The 17,080-nt window shown below is 50.5% G+C and carries 20 protein-coding genes and 1 riboswitch; of the genes, 5 read left to right on the top strand and 15 right to left on the bottom strand.

Annotated elements, in window-relative coordinates; genetic code table 11:
* Positions 1-98 precede the first annotated feature (98 nt).
* Together udk and I8U19_RS10550 are read left to right on the top strand one after the other, a co-directional pair.
* Positions 99-728 carry a uridine kinase gene (gene udk / locus I8U19_RS10555; RefSeq protein ID WP_033100112.1) on the top strand — a complete coding sequence of 210 codons (630 nt, stop codon included), beginning with the start codon at positions 99-101 and terminating at the stop codon, positions 726-728.
* 301 nt (positions 729-1,029) lie between these two features.
* On the top strand, positions 1,030-1,788 hold the full coding sequence (locus tag I8U19_RS10550; RefSeq protein WP_160173817.1) for a DUF3050 domain-containing protein: 759 nt from the start codon (positions 1,030-1,032) through the stop codon (positions 1,786-1,788).
* Between the two features lie 36 nt (positions 1,789-1,824).
* Here the strand turns inward: I8U19_RS10550 and I8U19_RS10545 are convergent, their stop codons facing one another.
* The 11 genes from I8U19_RS10545 to I8U19_RS10495 form a co-directional block, all read right to left on the bottom strand.
* On the bottom strand, positions 1,825-2,250 hold the full coding sequence (locus I8U19_RS10545) for a hypothetical protein (RefSeq protein WP_198055873.1): 426 nt from the start codon (positions 2,248-2,250) through the stop codon (positions 1,825-1,827).
* Between the two features lie 368 nt (positions 2,251-2,618).
* A complete protein-coding gene (gcvH, locus tag I8U19_RS10540; RefSeq protein ID WP_033100110.1) occupies positions 2,619-3,002 on the bottom strand; it encodes a glycine cleavage system protein GcvH in 384 nt (127 codons plus the stop codon).
* 14 nt (positions 3,003-3,016) lie between these two features.
* Positions 3,017-3,457: a TlpA family protein disulfide reductase gene (locus I8U19_RS10535; protein WP_033100176.1), complete on the bottom strand. Its 441-nt coding sequence runs from the start codon at positions 3,455-3,457 to the stop codon at positions 3,017-3,019.
* Positions 3,458-3,536: 79 nt separating this feature from the next.
* Positions 3,537-4,076, bottom strand: a complete 540-nt coding sequence (locus tag I8U19_RS10530) for a peroxiredoxin (protein WP_033100109.1) — start codon at positions 4,074-4,076, stop codon at positions 3,537-3,539.
* A 191-nt stretch (positions 4,077-4,267) separates the two neighbouring features.
* On the bottom strand, positions 4,268-5,869 hold the full coding sequence (locus tag I8U19_RS10525; protein ID WP_198055872.1) for a thiamine pyrophosphate-binding protein: 1,602 nt from the start codon (positions 5,867-5,869) through the stop codon (positions 4,268-4,270).
* Positions 5,870-6,137: 268 nt separating this feature from the next.
* On the bottom strand, positions 6,138-6,581 hold the full coding sequence (locus I8U19_RS10520) for a ferritin family protein (protein ID WP_235281618.1): 444 nt from the start codon (positions 6,579-6,581) through the stop codon (positions 6,138-6,140).
* A 116-nt stretch (positions 6,582-6,697) separates the two neighbouring features.
* Positions 6,698-7,054 (bottom strand): arsenate reductase family protein, encoded by a 357-nt coding sequence (locus I8U19_RS10515; protein WP_033100108.1) that lies wholly within the window; start codon positions 7,052-7,054, stop codon positions 6,698-6,700.
* Positions 7,055-7,094: 40 nt separating this feature from the next.
* The gene (locus tag I8U19_RS10510; RefSeq protein WP_033100107.1) at positions 7,095-7,688 is read right to left on the bottom strand and encodes a cob(I)yrinic acid a,c-diamide adenosyltransferase; all 594 of its coding nucleotides are present in this window, start codon (positions 7,686-7,688) and stop codon (positions 7,095-7,097) included.
* Positions 7,685-8,473, bottom strand: coding sequence for a heme ABC transporter ATP-binding protein (locus I8U19_RS10505; RefSeq protein ID WP_052154027.1), 789 nt, complete (start codon positions 8,471-8,473; stop codon positions 7,685-7,687). Before I8U19_RS10505 ends, I8U19_RS10510 begins: the two co-directional genes overlap by 4 nt.
* Before the next feature lie 15 nt (positions 8,474-8,488).
* The gene (locus I8U19_RS10500; RefSeq protein WP_198055871.1) at positions 8,489-9,523 is read right to left on the bottom strand and encodes a FecCD family ABC transporter permease; all 1,035 of its coding nucleotides are present in this window, start codon (positions 9,521-9,523) and stop codon (positions 8,489-8,491) included.
* Complete coding sequence (locus tag I8U19_RS10495; protein WP_198055870.1) at positions 9,520-10,461, bottom strand: ABC transporter substrate-binding protein; 942 nt, start codon at positions 10,459-10,461, stop codon at positions 9,520-9,522. The genes I8U19_RS10500 and I8U19_RS10495 overlap by 4 nt, the downstream gene beginning before the upstream one ends.
* Positions 10,462-10,609: 148 nt before the next feature.
* Positions 10,610-10,799: riboswitch (cobalamin riboswitch) on the bottom strand.
* 74 nt (positions 10,800-10,873) lie between these two features.
* Between I8U19_RS10495 and I8U19_RS10490 the strand changes: the two genes are divergently transcribed.
* The gene (locus I8U19_RS10490; protein ID WP_033100103.1) at positions 10,874-11,713 is read left to right on the top strand and encodes an alpha/beta hydrolase family protein; all 840 of its coding nucleotides are present in this window, start codon (positions 10,874-10,876) and stop codon (positions 11,711-11,713) included.
* Between the two features lie 993 nt (positions 11,714-12,706).
* Positions 12,707-13,039 (top strand): metal-sensitive transcriptional regulator, encoded by a 333-nt coding sequence (locus I8U19_RS10485; protein ID WP_033100101.1) that lies wholly within the window; start codon positions 12,707-12,709, stop codon positions 13,037-13,039.
* 165 nt (positions 13,040-13,204) lie between these two features.
* Here the strand turns inward: I8U19_RS10485 and I8U19_RS10480 are convergent, their stop codons facing one another.
* Together I8U19_RS10480 and I8U19_RS10475 are read right to left on the bottom strand one after the other, a co-directional pair.
* On the bottom strand, positions 13,205-14,086 hold the full coding sequence (locus tag I8U19_RS10480) for an SDH family Clp fold serine proteinase (protein ID WP_033100100.1): 882 nt from the start codon (positions 14,084-14,086) through the stop codon (positions 13,205-13,207).
* A 22-nt stretch (positions 14,087-14,108) separates the two neighbouring features.
* On the bottom strand, positions 14,109-14,276 hold the full coding sequence (locus tag I8U19_RS10475) for a hypothetical protein (protein ID WP_160173816.1): 168 nt from the start codon (positions 14,274-14,276) through the stop codon (positions 14,109-14,111).
* Positions 14,277-14,532: 256 nt separating this feature from the next.
* Here I8U19_RS10475 and I8U19_RS10470 point away from each other — a divergent pair, with 256 nt between their 5' ends.
* A complete protein-coding gene (locus I8U19_RS10470) occupies positions 14,533-15,327 on the top strand; it encodes a DUF2797 domain-containing protein (protein WP_033100099.1) in 795 nt (264 codons plus the stop codon).
* A 41-nt stretch (positions 15,328-15,368) separates the two neighbouring features.
* On the opposite strand, the gene I8U19_RS10465 is transcribed toward I8U19_RS10470, so the two are convergent.
* A complete protein-coding gene (locus tag I8U19_RS10465) occupies positions 15,369-15,938 on the bottom strand; it encodes a glycerol-3-phosphate acyltransferase (RefSeq protein ID WP_198055869.1) in 570 nt (189 codons plus the stop codon).
* A 17-nt stretch (positions 15,939-15,955) separates the two neighbouring features.
* On the bottom strand, positions 15,956-17,002 hold the full coding sequence (locus I8U19_RS10460; protein WP_033100097.1) for a YkvI family membrane protein: 1,047 nt from the start codon (positions 17,000-17,002) through the stop codon (positions 15,956-15,958).
* Between the last annotated feature and the right edge of the window lie 78 nt (positions 17,003-17,080).

The raw sequence follows: 17,080 nt of genomic DNA, 5'->3' as shown, positions 1-17,080 counted from the left end.
TTAATGGAACAATGTTTAACTTGCAATAAAACTATAATATTGATATGATCTCAACAGTAAAATATAGGGTTTTATTGCTATAGGAAGGGAAGCGACTTATGACAAGACCCGTAGTAATTGGAGTGGCCGGAGGAACCGGTTCGGGAAAAACGACCGTAGCCAAAAAACTGGTTCAGCAGTTTGCTGAATCGGTGGTTTACCTGGAGCAGGATTCCTACTATAAAGATCAATCCCACCTCACCCTGGAAGAGCGAAAAAAAACGAATTACGACCATCCGCTCGCCTTTGACAATGATCTTTTGTACTCCCACATCCAGCAGCTTTTAAATTACTGTCCCATTGAAAAACCGATTTACGATTACAAGCTCCACACCCGGGCCAAGGAAACCGTCGTTCTCAATCCCAGGGATGTCATCATTCTCGAAGGGATTCTCATCCTCGATGACGAACGTTTGCGCAGCCTGATGGATATTAAGGTGTTCGTGGACACCGATGCTGATGTGCGGATTTTGCGGCGGATCGAGCGGGATATCCAGGAGCGTGGGCGAACATTTGAATCGGTGATGGAACAATACTTAAATGTTGTGCGCCCGATGCACCTGCAATTTGTCGAACCGAGCAAGCGCTACGCCGATCTCATCATCCCTGAGGGCGGTCACAACCAAGTGGCGATCAATCTGTTAATCAATCAGATCCGGACCTTTCTCCGAATTGCCGATACGATCTGAAAGCCTTCCAATCCCGACTTGGAGGGCTTTTTCTGTAAAGTGCGTCACAAGCCGGGGCATCATGCCCGCCTTTCCTTCCTCATTTCAAGATTTCATCCCGGGTTATGCCGAAAAGACCTGATTGCTTAGCGGCGCAAATTGTAACAATGTCAGGAATACGTTAAAATATCCTTTGATTTCACTGATATCATCACCTGTTGATCAATCCAATGCGAACATAAACGGAGAATCCCGTTGACCGCGAGCGAGTCGGGGGATGGGATTCGGAGCTGATCAATCGCAAAACCGGGAGGAGAAACCGTTGAAAACGTTAGAAACCCAATCACTTCAAGCCGCCCGCAAGGAAATTTTGACTCACGCTTTGCTGTCGCATCTCCATACAGAGGGAAATGTGCGAATCTTTATGAAGCACCATATTTTTGTGGTATGGGTTTATATGTCTTTGCTTAAAAAATTGCAACAGTCATTCACTTGTGTCTCCCTGCCCTGGCTGCCGCGGACAAATGCTTCATTTGCCCGCTTTCTCAATGAATTGGCCGTCTGGGAAGAAACCGACAAAGACGGAAAGGGCAACTATGCCAGCCATTTTGAAATTTATTTTCAAGCCATGGAGGAAATGAAAGCAGACACGAATCCGATTGAGACATACCTGCAAATGTTGCAAGCTGGCTACCATCCGGTCGAGTCGCTGTTTCAGAGCGAAATCCCGCCTTCTGCCGCTGATTTCACCAAGCAGTGTCTTGAACTTGCCGGCAATGGTCAGTTGCATGAAGTCGCCTCTGCCTTCTGCTACGGATACGAATATTTGGTGCCGGAACTGTATGCCCGTCTGGCCAAAAGCTTTTCCAAAATCTCCGTTTCAGAGCGGCTCATCTACTTTCTCAATCGCCATACCCAGATTAGCTCCAACAAACGGGCCCCGATCGCGGAGAATTTGCTGCTCACCCTGTGCGGGGAAGATCCGGTCAAGATCGGGCAGGCCGAAAAAGTGGCGCACGCCACACTGGCGGCCTGGCGCGGAGTGTTGGATGGAATCCTGGCCGAAATCAAGCGCCAATGAAAAAGAACCCGGGGCCAATCCGGGTTCCATTTTTGTCTATCTGCTTTCCTCTTTTTGCTCTTCCAGTTTTTTCAATTGCGTTGTAAGCACTTTCAAACGTTTTTTCAGTTCTTCTCCCCACTCTTTATCATTCAAAATCTTGGAAACTCGGAGCAGATCGAGCGAATGATCGATTTGTTCACGCAAAATCGGTTCAAAATCGGCATCTTCTTGAAAACTGATTCCGTACTCTTTCCATTCCTCGATCATTTCGGGGGTAATCGTTTCACGGAGGGTTACCTCTCTGACGCGATCTTCCTTCGCATAATCTACCACCAGCTCAAACTCTTCCTTTACGGCAGGATGAACTTGCACATCATGGCATACCGGGCAATAGAGCAATGGCACCTGATGCACCATGACGGACTGCTGCCGGTAAGACCCGATAAAACCAATCGTTGAAGCTCCACAGCAGTAACTCATGGGCGTTCCCTCCTGTTCCCACTCATGATCGGGATCATCCATTCTCCAGATCCGATCAAGAATCGATGGATGTGTATATATTTTACCACAAATCAGTAAGTTCAAAACAACCTATACCAAAGAAAATAGACTGCCATTTCCTTCCCGTGCGCCGACAAACTCACGATTGCCTCTTCCGTGCAAACCAGCAACCATATGAAACGATGTAATCTCCTTCAAAAATTCTTCTCTCATCCTTGCAATCTGCCAAACCGAGTGCGATGGTGGCAATCCGTCCACAGAAAAACAAAAACGCCCCTTCTGAAGGACCGACAGCCGGCCAAAGCCTGGCAACAGTTCCCACAGGGGCGAAAAGTCTGTCAGCCAACTTATTCGCTGACCACTTTTTCGTAACCTTCAGCGTCAAGAAGGTTTTCGAGTTCGGAAGAATCCGCCATTTCCACAACAATCATCCAGCCGTCTTCGTAAGGAGAATCGTTTACGTTTTCCGGAGACCCTTCCAAAGCAGCATTTACCTCCAACACTTTTCCGCTGACCGGCGCATACAATTCCGAGACGGTCTTAACCGATTCAACACTGCCAAAGGGCTCCCCGGCTTTCAGCTCGGCACCTGCTTCCGGCAATTCGACAAAGACGATGTCTCCCAATTCCGATTGCGCAAAGTCGGTAATCCCGATCCGCACTTTGTTTCCTTCCAGGCGCTGTACCCACTCATGTTCTTCTGAATAACGCAGCTCTTTTGGCAAATTCATGTCGGACCCTCCGCTTACTCAAGTTCTCCCAATACGCGTTCCAACGGACGTTTCAACATCGACAGGGCTTTTTCGCCCGCAGAGCGGTGTCTGAGCAATCCGTTGGCATCAAACAGATAAAAAGCAGGAACAAATTCGTTTTCAAAAGCATCCACGACGCTGTGGCTGTTGTCGATCCCTTGCGGATGCTTCAGTTCGTATTTTACTATGGTTTCTTTGACTGCGTCCACATCTGTATCTTTTTCCGAACGCGGCATGTGAATCCCGACAAACTTGATTTGCGGATACTCTTCACGCATCTTGTTCACTTCCGGCAAGCTCTTCTTGCACATGTGGCAGCTGATGGACCAGAAGTGAACGATCACCGGTTGTCCTTTCAGATCTTCATTGGTCACTTCGCCGTTGACCCATTCCGTAATCCCTTTGATTTCGGGCATTTCCGTACGCAAACGCAACGCCATTCTCTTCAGCCTCCCCTTTTATGGAAATAGAGGACCTAACGCACTAGTTAGGCCCTCGGAATCGATGTGAAGATTAAAGGGTTTTATCCCCCGGTTTCCAGTTGGCAGGGCACAGTCCACCCATTTGCAATGCTTGCAATACGCGCAGGGTTTCATCAACGCTGCGTCCGATATCGTTGTCATGCACGACTTGATAACGAACAATGCCTTCCGGGTCGATGATGAACAACCCGCGCAACGCAACTCCTTCCTCTTCGATCAAAACGCCGTAGTCGCGGCTTACTTTATGGGTGGTGTCCGCAGCCAACGGATAATTGATTTTACCGAGACCATTGGCATCGCGCGGAGTGTTGATCCAAGCGCGGTGAGAATATTTGCTGTCGGTGCTTACACCGAGAATTTCCGCATCAAGATCGGCAAACTCTTCGTAGCGATCGGAAAGCGCAGTGATTTCCGTCGGGCATACGAAAGTGAAGTCAAGCGGATAGAAGAACAGAACGAGCCATTTTCCTTTATAGTCGGAGAGGCGCACCTTTTCGTCAAGCGTTTCAAGATTTTTGGTGCTCTCCAATTCAAAATCGGGAGCTGGCAATCCTACAAGACGATGTGCCACGAGAATAACCTCCTCAGATTAAGTATACTTTTGATCCAAACTTACCTTTCCCAATTTGGATTAGCATTAAACAGCGGGTAAGGCCTGTTTGGTACAAATTAAAAATAACACGCCCCCAGATTAAAGTCAATACTAATTTATATTAATTATAAATTGAGATCTTTTGTCATTTACTACGCCAAAGTCTTTCCCTAAATCCGCGTATGAGGAAGCATCCCATCTGCGCAGATCACTTCGGCCAGTGCCGGTTGGTCAATCGCGATCATTTCTTTTAGCAGCGGCAAGTCTTGCTCCTTCTGAATGCGATATCCGCTAAACCCGAACGCTTCGGCCAGACGCACGAAATCCGGATTGTCCAAATCAGCTCCAAGCGTGTGCAAACCGGCGCTTTTCATGCGGTTTTTCTCCATCGCGTAACATCCGTTATTCAGCAAAACCAGCTTGATCGGGAGACGGCGGGCAGCTGCCGTGGCCAACTCAGCCATCGTCACCGGAAAACCCCCGTCACCGACGATGGCAATCACCTGACGCCCGGGATGATTGAGAGCAGCGGCAATTGCTGCCGGCAGGGCAAATCCGAGCGTCCTCCACTTCCCGGAGATCAGAATTTCCTGTTGCTTTAAGGGAAAGGTTCGTTCAAACCAAAGAGTATGGTCTCCGACATCAAGGACAATGACTGCCCGCGGATCAACAAGCGTGCCCAAAGCAGACATCAGCCTGGCAGGGGTAAGCATGCCGGCCGAAGGCGAGGTTTCCTCCTCGATCCGTTTCTGCCAGCTCTGTTTGCGCTTTTGAATCAGTTCCATCCACTCCGCCTGATCCTTCTGCGGCATCTCCTGCAAACAAACCTCCACCACATACGACACATCGCCAACCACCGAGGTGACACAGGGACGCGTTCGCCCGATATTCTCCGGGATCCGGTCCACCTGGATCACCGGAATCTTTTGCGGCACAAACGCTTGCGGCCACCAGGTTGCTCCCAGGATCACACATAAATCCGCCATCTGCAGGAGATCCGTTGCCGACTGGCTGCCCGCCTGTCCCAATCCGCCGGCAAACAGAGGGTGATCATTTGGTATGAGCGACTTCGCCGGCATCGTCGCAATGATCGCCGCCTGAACCGTTTCTGCGAGGCGAATCACCTTTTCTTCTGCTCCGGCAATCCCCCGCCCCACCAAAAATACAGGCCGCGTCGACTGCCCCAGCCGGGAGAGCAATTCTGCCATCACCTCAGGTTGCGGCTGGAGCGGCGGCATAAGCGGCGGATTCGGGTAAAAGATTTCATCCGTCGCTTCCCGCCACATCTCTTTGGGAATCGACAAATGGGCAACACCGCCCCGGTTTACCGCCGCTTTGAAGGCCAGATTCAACTGTGTGGAAAATCCTTTCCCGTCAGCGACCAGTGCGGAAAAGAGGGCGATGGGCTCGATTAACCGCTGCTGGTCGATTTCCTGTTTACTGCCCGTTCCCAACTTGCTTCGCTCCACCTGACCGGTGATGGCCAGTACCGGAACACCGTCAGCCGCGGCATCCGCCAATCCATTCAAAAGCGAAACGATCCCCGGACCGCTTGTCGCCAGAACAACGCCAGGCCTTCCTGTCAATTTCGCTTCTGCCGAGGCCATCAGCGCAGCTCCCATTTCCGTACGACATGCGATATAGTTCACCCCGGACTGTTTCGCCAGTTCGCCAAGCAAATCAAGATTGGCATCCCCGATCACACCGTAAATTCGCTGACATCCCCAAATATCCAGCTGTTTGAGCAAATGCCCGGCGACATGAATCCCCATTTCACACCTCCCTTTCTATTGTGCCTATTTCCGTTTTATCTTACACAACCGATCACGAAAAACATCTGCTTCGCTTGATCATGCTCCGGAATTTTCAACGCTGCCATCGCATTAAACAGGCAACGGGATCACTTTCACTCCTAAAAAATACAAAGCCCCACTATAACAGGAGGCTTCGTTTTTCCGGTATGAGTCTTGGACTCTTGTCGCCTTGACGGAATTTAATACCGTACCGTATTTAATCAATCAACACACCGGTTTCTATAAATTATCCGCAACATTGCAATGTGTAATAATATAAAAACCAGACCGCGTGATTCTGTTCGTCTGCTGCGGCGCGCTGAAACGCTCTTTTTATATTCCGGTTTCTTGTCCGGTCAGCCAGATCCAGGTAAAAGTCAACCGTTTTCTGTTCATCCTTGATTGCAAACTTTAATCCTTCTTTAAAGTTATCGGGGCATTTTTCCGTGATCTTCGGTTCCGGTTGTTTACCCGTAAGCTGAAAATAAATATTGGAAAAGGCACGATAATGTTTGATTTCATCTTCTCTTATTTCTGAAATACGCTCTTTTTCCTCTTGAGTATCCGCCAATTCTGCCAGTTGGGCATAGCAGGCAATCGCACTGTATTCTCCGTTGATCGCGTGGGCGATATCCTGAACCAGATGCGTATCCAGTGCTTGCGATATTTGCAGATAGGGAATATTATACACAATTCGTTCCTCCTCGCAGTAAGTAACGACAATGCTATGGAAAGTGTATGTACGCCACTTGTACCTCGTGCACAAAAAAACCCCGACCGAATGACGGTCGAGGATGTTACCTCTTTCTAACCCCACGTTTCTTTATACAGGTCTTCTTTAAACCCAACCGTCACCTTGTTGCCGTCTGTCACGATCGGGCGCTTGATGAGCATGCCGTCGGAAGCGAGCAAATCCAGCATTTCTTCCTCACTCATCTCTTTCAGCTTTTGCGACAATCCGAGGGCGCGATATTTTTGCCCGCTGGTGTTGAAAAACTTTTTGATCGGCAAACTGCTCTTTTTGATCAGTTTTTCCAGTTCCTCACGCGAAGGCGGCTCCTCGGCGATATTTTTATCGGTAAACGAAATGCCGTGTTCCTCCAGGTATTTCTTGGCCTTCCGGCATGTTCCGCACTTCGGGTATTGGTACATGATCAGGGACATCGGTCATTCCTCCTGTTCCTGTTGACAAAGACCTCAGCCTCTACTGTTTATCCTTTTCATTTTTCCCCGCATCCGCCTGCCTAAACACTTGACTGCCCCGCTTGTATTCCACATCGGAAACGTTGGCTCTGGCATTGACGGCACGGGCCGCTGTGAAGAAAAAGTCGGACAAACGATTGAGGTAACGGCGTACCTCATCATTGGTCTCCTGCTGCGCACAGAGTGTGACCACGCGCCGCTCGGCCCTGCGCGCGACCACCCTGCAGACGTGAAGCGCAGATGCTCCCGGGGAACCACCGGGCAAAATGAAGCGCTGAAGCGGCTTGCATTCAGCATCGTATTTGTCGATCCACTCTTCCAAACGGGTCACCATTTCCGCAGAAACCTTGTACTGGCGGCTTTTGCCCGCTTGCGCCAAGTCTGCACCGGCATCAAACAGTTCGTGCTGGATTTCCGTCAGATCCTGAATCAGATCCTCATCCCGTTTTGCGTCCAGGCGGATCACCGCTTCGCCGACGAAAGCATTTAACTCATCCACCGTCCCGTATGCTTCAACCCTGACATCATCCTTACTGACACGCCCTCCGATCAGGCCGGTTTTCCCTTCATCACCGGTTCGGGTGTAGATTTTCATTTTTTCTCCTCCTTTGCGGGTTGCAAAAAAACTTGCGGAACGTGAAGCGTCGGATGCGTCATAAGCAGTGGCGTCACCCCATATGCCTCTTCGATCCTCTCCCGGGTGATAACCGCTTTTGGAACACCGCTGGTCACCATCCGGCCTTCTTTCAGCAAAACCAGCCGGTCGCAATATTGCGCTGCCAAGTTGAGGTCATGCAGCACAATCAGGATGGTGAGGCCGCATTCAGACTGCCACTTTTTCAGTAAATCTAAAATCGCCAGCTGATGCCGGATGTCCAAAAAAGTCGTGGGTTCATCCAAAACCAATAATTCCGGTTCCTGGGCCATCGTTCGCGCAATCGCCACCCGCTGCCGTTCCCCGCCGCTCAGCTCGGCCAGTTGCCGTTGTTTCATCGGCCAGAGCCCGGTTTGCCGCAGCACGGAATCACACACATCGAAATCACGCCCGGAGGCCCATGACCACCTGCTTTGGTACGGATAACGGCCCATTTTCACAACTTCTTCGACTGTAAATTCGATCTCTCCCAGCGGTTCCTGGGCCAGGACGGCGACAATCCGCGCTCTTTCCTTGGGCGAATACGTGTCGATCCGCTCTCCCTTCAGCCTCACCTCGCCGCTGTCCGCTTTCCATTCGCCCGTAAGACAACGGATGAGCGTGCTTTTGCCGCTGCCGTTTGCCCCCAGAACGCCAACCATTTCCCCTTTCTCCACACACAGATCGATCTCCTGTAACAGCCAGCGGCCGCCGGCTTTTTTCCCCAACCGGGCTGCCTGAAGCATGGTGCCCCCTCCTTTCTATTCCCCTTTTTTCCGCTGATGCCGCTTGAGGATCAATGCGAAAAAAGGCACCCCGACAAAAGAGGTGATCACTCCGATCGGCAACTCGGCGGGAGCGATCAGCGTCCGCGCCAGACAATCCGCCAGCAGAAGCAAGATCGCCCCGGCCAATGCAGACAGGGGAAGCAGAGAGCGATGGTCGGCGCCGGTCAACATGCGCATGATGTGAGGGATCACCAATCCGACAAAGCCGATCATGCCGGAGACGGCCACGGCCGCGCTGGTCATCATCGATGCGATGAGAAGCAGGCAAACTCTCGTTTTTGCCACATTGACCCCGAGATGGGCCGCCGCGCGTTCCCCCAGTGCCATCAGATTGAGATCGGCGCTCATCAGCCAGCAGGCAGGAAAACCGATGAGTAAAAAGGGAAATACCGCACCCACCTGGTTCCAGTCCCCCAGCGAAAACCCGCCCATCAGCCAGAATTGAATCCGCTGCATCTCTTCCGGTTTAAATGACAGGGCAAAGGTGAGCAGCGCGGCAAAAAAACTCTGGACAACGACTCCGGACAAGATGAGGGAGATCACGTTGAGTCCTGAACGCCCGCGGGCAAGCATCAGCACCAGCGCCAGTGCGAGGCAGGCCCCGGCAAAGGCAAAGCCGGGCAGCGACCAGCCTCCCAGCAATGCCGCACCCCAACTGGTCACAATCGCCAAAACTGCCCCGACCGATGCCCCGGAGGAAACCCCCAGAATATAGGGATCAGCCAGGGGATTTTGCAATATCCCCTGATAAACCACGCCGGCGATGGCCAAAATCGCCCCGACCAAAGCCACCAACAACACCCGCGGCAGCCTTAATTGCCAAATGATCACGGCATCGGTGGCGTTAATTCCGCTTCCGTTGCCCACGCCCCATTTTTCCCCGATCACTTTCCAGACGGTCATCATGTCAATATGTGTGCTGCCGAGCGAGACCGACAGTGAGAAAGTGAAAAGGAGGCAGAGGAAAAGTCCCCCGCCCCAGATCAGCTTCTTTGGCCGGCCCTTCACTTTGACTTCCCGCCAAAAAGTTCAGGATAGAGAAGCGATGCGATCTGTTTCACGCCCTGAAATATGCGCGGCCCCGGGCGATTGGTCAAATCAGGGTCAAGCGCGTGGACGCGGTGATTTTTCACGGCACTGATCGAAGACCAGCCCGGACGGGACAAAATCTCTTTTTCCCCGCCGTGAAAAGTGATGATTACGTCGGGATTCCATTTGACTACCTGTTCGGGAGAAACCTTGGGCCAGCCCTTTAATCCGCCGGCCACGTTTTGCCCTCCGGCAGCGGTGACCAGCTCATTCATGAAGGTATCCCCGCCCGTGGTGAACAGATTGGGATCCAGTTCGATCCATACCTTCATCCGTTTGTCCTTGGGAACCCCGGCAATCTTGTCGGCAATCTCTTTCCGCTCTTTTTCCATTCCGTCAATCAGTTGTTTGGCTTCCGGGAGATGATTGGTCGCTTCAGCTGTGACGTTGATCGAGCGATAAACGTCCTGAATGCTGTTCGCCCCCAGTACCAACACGGGAATGCCCAGCTTTCTCAACCGTTCGATCGTCTGCTTGTCATTCGCCGTATTGGCCAGCACCAAATCAGGCTTGAGCGCGACCACCTGCTCCACATTGATCGTGAAGTCTCCCACTTTTGGCAATTTTTTCACCTGGGCCGGATAATCGTCATTGGCCGTCACCCCGACCACTTCTTTGTCCAAATGAAGGGCAAAGGCGATTTCCGTATTGCTCGGAATAAGCGAAACGATCCGCTTCGGCTCTTTTTTGATCGTCGTCACTTCTCCGGCCATATCCTTCACTTGCACCGGATAGCTGGTCCCCGACGCTTTCGGCGCTGTTTGCCCGGCAGGATTATTTGCGCCCGCACATCCGGCCAACGTAAACAAGAGCACAAACGATAAACATAAGACCATGACACGATTAAGTTTACGCAATCTGATCAACCCCCTCCTGTTCGGCTCGATTCATGAAAAAACCTGTGCCGGCCTTAAAGGGCACAGGAAGGAGAATGGCATGCGAAAACAGGGGGGTTCGGATACAACCCCTTTGCGCATACGTCTCTCCTTTACCTCGAAGGAGAACGCAGATGGATTGAAAAAGGCAGGTCTCCTGGCTTATGGTTCATCGTCGGGCCGCGCCTTCCCATCCGTCCGGACAGTGGCATCAACGGCAGCCGTCCTCCCCAATCACAGTGGCGGGACCGCGCCGGATTCTCACCGGCTTCCCTCTTCGCTTTCCCGTAAAAAGAAAGACCTTTTTCTCCATGCACTTCGTTCGTTATCATTATAGAAGAAGAGGATGAGGGTTGGCAATTTTCAAACCAGATGAAAAAAGGAGGATTCTTCAATGCCGGCACATCCATTTACAATTGAATTGAACAAGGAAAACCGGGTGATCCGCGGGGATCTGTTTCTTCCTTCCGCCGGGGGCAAACATCCGGTTGTCATCATTTGCCACGGTTTCAAAGGATTCAAGGACTGGTCTTTTTTTCCGGTGATCGGCAAGCGCCTCGCCGGCAAAGGGATCGCAGCGATCACGTTTAATTTTTCCATGAACGGCATCGGTGAAGATTTGCAGAGCTTTACACAGCTGGACAAATTCGCTCACCTGACCTTTACCCGGGAGCAGGAAGACTTGTCCGTTTTGCTCAGCCATCTGAAACAAGGCCGTCTGCCCGGGGCAGAGCAACTGGATGTGGAGCGCATCGGCCTTCTGGGCCACAGCCGCGGCGGGGGAAACAGCCTCATCTTTGCCCTTGATCATCCCGGGGAAATCCGTGCCGTAGCCATTTTCAACAGCATCCACCGCCCCGACTTTTTCGCTGCGGAAGTGATGGAGGAAATCCGGCAAAAGGGAATCGGCTATGTCACCAATGCGCGGACGAAACAACAGCTTCCGATCGACCGTGAAGTGTTGGACGACATTGAAGCCAACCGGGAACGCTTCCAGTTCATGGACCGACTGCCTGAACTGAAGCAGCCCCTGCTGATCATCCAGGGCGACGAAGATCTCCCCGGCTTTTTGCAAGGAGCCGAACAAATGGCCAAACGCGCTCCCCATGCGTCGATGCATATCATCCGCGGGGCTGATCACACGTTTCGTTCGGTGCATCCTTTTGCCGGAATCTCCCCGCAGCTGGAAGAGGCGCTGAACCTGACAACAGACTTTTTCCTGGCGGAGTTTTAGAGAATCTCTGAAAAAATATCGGCATTGTTTCTCTGGTATTTTCGATTCTGTTGGTTTTCATTTCACATCCAACATATTTATAAAAAAACGCCATTCTTTCTGAAGGTATTTGAAGGAATGGCGTTTTTCAAGGGAACAAAATTTATGTGGTTTGATTGGGATCAAATGATTGCAAAAGACCGAGTTACAGCCTGTTTATTTACCTGGATGCCCCCACAATGCGGCGATATCTTTATCGGTTGATAAATCTGCTCTCACCCAGGCATCATGGGGCCGGTCATTCTCTACAAGATAACGATAGGTTCCGCTGGAAAGATTGGAAAATGTAAAATAATGATTATCACCATCTTTATATACTCGTGTGCTAGACAAGGTTACCCAACTGCGCCACTCAATTTTTGTAAGTATACACCCACTGTTTCATTTTTATTGCCATCATTATTTGCAATCACGCGAGCATAGATTTTATCCCCGCTAGAATAGCACAGATTACTGGTTCCAATATGGCCATTCGGGGGGGAGGCGTAAATAATCATTGTGCAGCCCAATCCGAACAAGCTGCTTCTACCTGACTTACATTCACAAAAGGCAAACTGAGAATGGAGATGAAAAAAAGAAGAGATAAAACGATCGGTTTTATCTTTTTCAAAGATCCACCCTCCTGATATAATTTAATAATTACATTATGTAATAAATTCACTATTATTCAATATAATAATATTAAACAAAAAATTATGCTTATTGATTTGAAAATCTCTCATATCATGTACCTTCTCTTTTACCAAATAAACTTTGATTCATTAAAATATGAAGGAGCGAATTTTATTCCTAAAAAACCTTATAGTTGCCATGTATTTTATAACCCACAATCGCAACTGTCGTACTGGAAATAATCTTTATGAATGTCCATCATAAAAAGAAATTATCATACTGCCTTGATTCGAGATATAATAAAAAAATAGCATAGGAACGTCTAAGAGAAATCAGTCAGAAATGGGTGAAATGATGGTTGAACCTCCATATGAGGAAAAATGCTGCCCTGCCGAAGGGCGTAAAAGCCACCACCCGCCGAAAATAAAAAACAACCTTATCTCCCGACTCAACCGGGTGGAAGGGCAGATTCGCGGCGTAAAAAAAATGATTGAAAATGATACCTACTGCGACGATGTGCTCAATCAGATCGCAGCAATTCAATCCGCATTGAACAGTGTGGGGAAAATTCTTCTCGAAGGGCATCTGCGCAGCTGCGTGGTGGAACGGTTGCAGGAAGGCGACATTGAAGTGATCGACGAATTGCTCATTACGGTGAAAAAACTGATGAAATGAACGGCAGTCGCCGGATCCCCGAATCATGGCAAAACCGGGAGGTACACGGTGCTTCCCTGATTCTTCCCACACCCCTGCCGGCCGATCAGAGAGGCACCGCTATCCGGCCTGCGAATTCGGTAAAATAAAAAAATCCGGGTGATTTACCCGAATTTTTATCCAAACTTAAATCATGACGGAGGAGACATTGCTTTCAAATATTTTTACGCCTGCTTTCTCCCGCATCATGACCAGGTATTGGGTATATAGCCGCCAAAGCGCCTGCCAAACCGGGTCCGTAAACGGTTTGTAGACAACGTTTAACCCGATTGCTTGCGCCTCCTGATAGTTAATTACCGAACCGTGATTGGGGTATTTGTCAATGTTGATCAATGTCTCGGCAATCTGTTTGGCCTTGAGCGGATGATTCTTGTACATCGACCGCCGGAGCCACTTCACCGCCAAACGTTTGGAATGTTCAATCGATTTGTGGCAGAAATCGATCAAAGCTGCGTCAACTCCCTGCAAAAACGGCAGATAAGCCGAGTTGAGGGGTTGTCCATTGGCATGTTCTCTCTTGATGATTTCCAATCCATTCAGAAACGCTTGGGCCGGCCGGTACTGATAACCGAAAACCGTGGGAATGGAAATTTGCGGATCGATCGGCCCCAGTTCCGACGTATTGCTCATCATGATTTCATCGGCCGCCAAACTGATCAATGTCGCTGCACTTTTGGCCGCCTGGGGAACTACAACGCGCAAATGCTTCGTCTTGGAGAGCAATGTATGCACAAGGGTTTCGGCAGCATTCGGATCACCGCCCGGACTTTCGATCACCAGATCGACATCGCTGTTCTCATCAAGGGAAGAAACAATTTCATAAAACGGAGCGATATCTTCTCTGGTGATCGCGCTGTCAGGATGTGACAAATTGGCTAAATAAACCAGGATTCTTCGCCCCGTAGCCTGTTCAATCTCCTTGATAAATTCCTGCCTTTCATAACGGTCGCGGTGAACGGCATGATAAAGCGGTGTCTGCTTTGGCAAAGAAAGCTGTTGGTAATCCATGGAATCCCCTTTTCTCTTTGGATTAGACCCGGTACGGGCGACCGTACAACTTTTCTTTGGATGGCTTGATTCCCATCGTTTCCATATCTCTTTTCAGCTTTTGTACCGACTTCGTGAAATTTTCGTATTCGCTTTCTTTTTTCCATTTGACAAGCGCGTCTTCTTTCGCGGCCAATAAAGCATCGAACATGGCATACAACCCTCCTCCAGCCAGCATACCTTAAGTATACTATATGCGAAACATTTCAGAAAGATGCAGGTAATTCTCACCGGCAAAAAATCCTTTTTTGACACTTCCTCGCCGCTGTTCCTCCCGATCTCCCCCGATTTTCCACATCTTGAATTCTATTGATCGATTTGCCCGATCTTTGCTAGACTGAAACTAATCGATTCTGCCAGAGCGAATCTCGATCGTTGAAATATACTTATGCAAAGGAGCTTTTTCCGTGAAAAAAATCGGTATCCTACGTCCGCTTGTTCATCAGGGGGCGGCCCCCGTCGAATACGCCCTGCAACTGGATGACCAGGAAATCGGGCTGAACGCGCGGTTGGGACAAGAAGTACAAATCACGTTCCTCGGTGAGCGAAACTGCATCTTTTGCGGCCGCAAAACGAAAAAGTTTTACGGCAACAACAGCTCCTGTTTTAACTGTTTTCGCAAACTGCCGGACAATGACATTTGCATCGTCAGGCCGGAACGCTGCCATTTTCATGAAGGAACCTGCCGTGACCCCGAATTTGGCCGGCATCACTGCATGCAGCCCCATATCGTCTACCTGGCTCTGTCCAGCGATGTCAAAGTGGGCATCACGCGAAAAACCAACCGGCTGAAACGCTGGGTCGATCAGGGAGCGGTCGCGGCCCTGCCGTTGATGGAAGTGCCCACCCGAAAAGATGCCGGCGAAATCGAAGTTTTCCTCTCCCAATACATCACCGACAAGACCAACTGGCGCAAAATGTTGAAAAACGAAACAGCCGACATCGATTTGCTGCAAACCCGGGCTGATTTAATCGAAAAATTGCCGGACGCATACCGCCGCTATCTGATCGAGGAGCCGCAAGTGCTTCAGTTCGATTACCCGCACATCGGCACCCCGACGAAGATCACCTCGTTTAATCTGGAAAAACAGGAGACAATCAGCGGAAAACTGATCGGCGTCAAAGCGCAGTACCTCATCCTGGACAACGGCGTGTTTGGTGTGCGCAAACATGCGGGGTTCAAGGTGGCGCTGGAATTTTGAGAAGCAGGGAAAAAACCTGCTTTTTTTTGTGCGCATCCATTTTATTTCAGCCGAAACGGGTTTCTAAAGCGGTAGGGTGGTTCAAAGCGCTTGATCCGTTTCCATTTCGGCCGAATCCGGTACAAGATCAGCCCCCCGACCACGATAATCACCATCCACACATAGATTTGGGTGGCCAGCACAACGGCAAAGATAATCATCGCCGTCGTGGTCAGCAACGTGGAAACAAACAGCACCCGTGTCGTAAGCAGACTGAAAAGGTAGATCAAGATGCCGATGAGAATCAGCAGAGGGCTTAAAATCAGCAGCGCCCCGGCAGCCACGCCGATCCCGGTGCCCCCCCGGAAGCCGAGAAACACCGAATACAAACTGCCGACCACTACAGCCACAGCAGCCAGGTAGGCTCCCATCCAGCCGGCGACCGAAAAGCCGATCAGCGTCGCCGCCATCCCCTTTACCAGATCAATGACGATCAGGACAAATGCCTCCCGCCGGTTCAATACGGAAAAGGAAGGAGGACGAAGGCGATAGGCCGGCTTCGTGACCACCCACCAATCAAACGGGAGGGCGCCGATGAAATAGGCGATGATGATCGATATGAGTAAGGCCATCCCTCTCTTCCTCCTTTCTACAGATTGGGCAACCGGCGAAAGATCAACAGCACCAACAGCATCAATCCGCAATAGCCGAACAGCGGGTATAAGTAACGAACCAATGCGGGAAAGCCAAACAGGGAAAACAGATAGCCCAATACAAAAATCAGGGCAACGATCGGACGATCGGAAAGCGGAATCATCTGTCGAAGATTGGCCGTCAAGCCGTACACATTGCCGACGAGGGTGGTGAAAATCTCCGCCCAAATCGTCACCAAAAATAAATATTTCATTCCCGCCCCCAAAGTGCTGATCACATAGGCCATCGGGATTTCCAAATGAGCCACTTCACTCCAATGCACTTGCATCGCAAAATTGAAGGCAAGCAGCATCACACCAAGTCCAAGGCCGCCGATCCAGGCGCCCAGGCGGATGGTGCTTTCATCCTCGATTTCGGCACCGAGCGGAACCAGCACGGCCTGCATCATGACCAAATTAAAAGCGACATACACAATGGCGGCCAGAAACCAGTGATGGTGCAGCGGCTCTTCCGGGAAAGTAATCAGAAGTGATCCCGGATGGCTGCCCCATGCGTAAATCGCGACGAGAACGGTGAACAAAAACATGAACGGAACGACCAGAGTGTTAATCGATAAAATGCCATCCATCCCGCGCAAAATCACAATAAAGGAGAATAAAGCCGTTAAAATGACGCCCAGATGGAAGGAAAAACCCAACTGCTCCTGAAACAGTGCCCCTGTCCCCGACATCATCGCCGTGGTGACGCCAAACAGCATCAGCCCCACCAATAAGGTCATCAAGCGCCCCCAGCGCTCACCAAACAGATACGTATTGAATTCTTCATAAGAAAACGCCCTCAACCGGGCGCCCATCAACATCATGCGCGATCCCAACCAGGCGAACAGGCCCGTTGCCAGCAGCACTCCCCAGATGCTCTCCTCGCCAAAGGAGGTAAAAAATTGCAATATCTCCTGCCCGGATGCAAATCCGGCCCCGATCACCGTTCCGATATAGGTAAACCCGACGCGGCTGGCACGCTGCCATCTGCCAAATGCATGCAAGGCAATCCACGTCCCTTCTCTATTCTGGTTAGGACTAGTTTATGAAAACGGGCATAAGAAAAGACCAGCGAAAGTTCG

Source organism: Thermoactinomyces sp. CICC 10523, from assembly GCF_016055105.1.
GTDB classification, from domain to species: Bacteria; Bacillota; Bacilli; order Thermoactinomycetales; family Thermoactinomycetaceae; genus Thermoactinomyces_A; species Thermoactinomyces_A daqus.
This window is presented reverse-complemented; position numbering and strand designations above follow the sequence as displayed.

Excerpts from the sequence above, each read along its gene's own strand:
- udk (WP_033100112.1), top strand. The coding sequence starts at position 99 with ATGACAAGACCCGTAGTAATTGGAGTGGCCGGAGGAACCGGTTCGGGA.
- I8U19_RS10545 (WP_198055873.1), bottom strand. The coding sequence starts at position 2,250 with ATGAGTTACTGCTGTGGAGCTTCAACGATTGGTTTTATCGGGTCTTAC.
- gcvH (WP_033100110.1), bottom strand. The coding sequence starts at position 3,002 with ATGAATTTGCCAAAAGAGCTGCGTTATTCAGAAGAACATGAGTGGGTA.
- I8U19_RS10525 (WP_198055872.1), bottom strand. The coding sequence starts at position 5,869 with ATGGGGATTCATGTCGCCGGGCATTTGCTCAAACAGCTGGATATTTGG.
- I8U19_RS10515 (WP_033100108.1), bottom strand. The coding sequence starts at position 7,054 with ATGTCCCTGATCATGTACCAATACCCGAAGTGCGGAACATGCCGGAAG.
- I8U19_RS10510 (WP_033100107.1), bottom strand. The coding sequence starts at position 7,688 with ATGAAAATCTACACCCGAACCGGTGATGAAGGGAAAACCGGCCTGATC.
- I8U19_RS10505 (WP_052154027.1), bottom strand. The coding sequence starts at position 8,473 with ATGCTTCAGGCAGCCCGGTTGGGGAAAAAAGCCGGCGGCCGCTGGCTG.
- I8U19_RS10490 (WP_033100103.1), top strand. The coding sequence starts at position 10,874 with ATGCCGGCACATCCATTTACAATTGAATTGAACAAGGAAAACCGGGTG.
- I8U19_RS10485 (WP_033100101.1), top strand. The coding sequence starts at position 12,707 with ATGGGTGAAATGATGGTTGAACCTCCATATGAGGAAAAATGCTGCCCT.
- I8U19_RS10480 (WP_033100100.1), bottom strand. The coding sequence starts at position 14,086 with ATGGATTACCAACAGCTTTCTTTGCCAAAGCAGACACCGCTTTATCAT.
- I8U19_RS10475 (WP_160173816.1), bottom strand. The coding sequence starts at position 14,276 with ATGTTCGATGCTTTATTGGCCGCGAAAGAAGACGCGCTTGTCAAATGG.
- I8U19_RS10465 (WP_198055869.1), bottom strand. The coding sequence starts at position 15,938 with ATGGCCTTACTCATATCGATCATCATCGCCTATTTCATCGGCGCCCTC.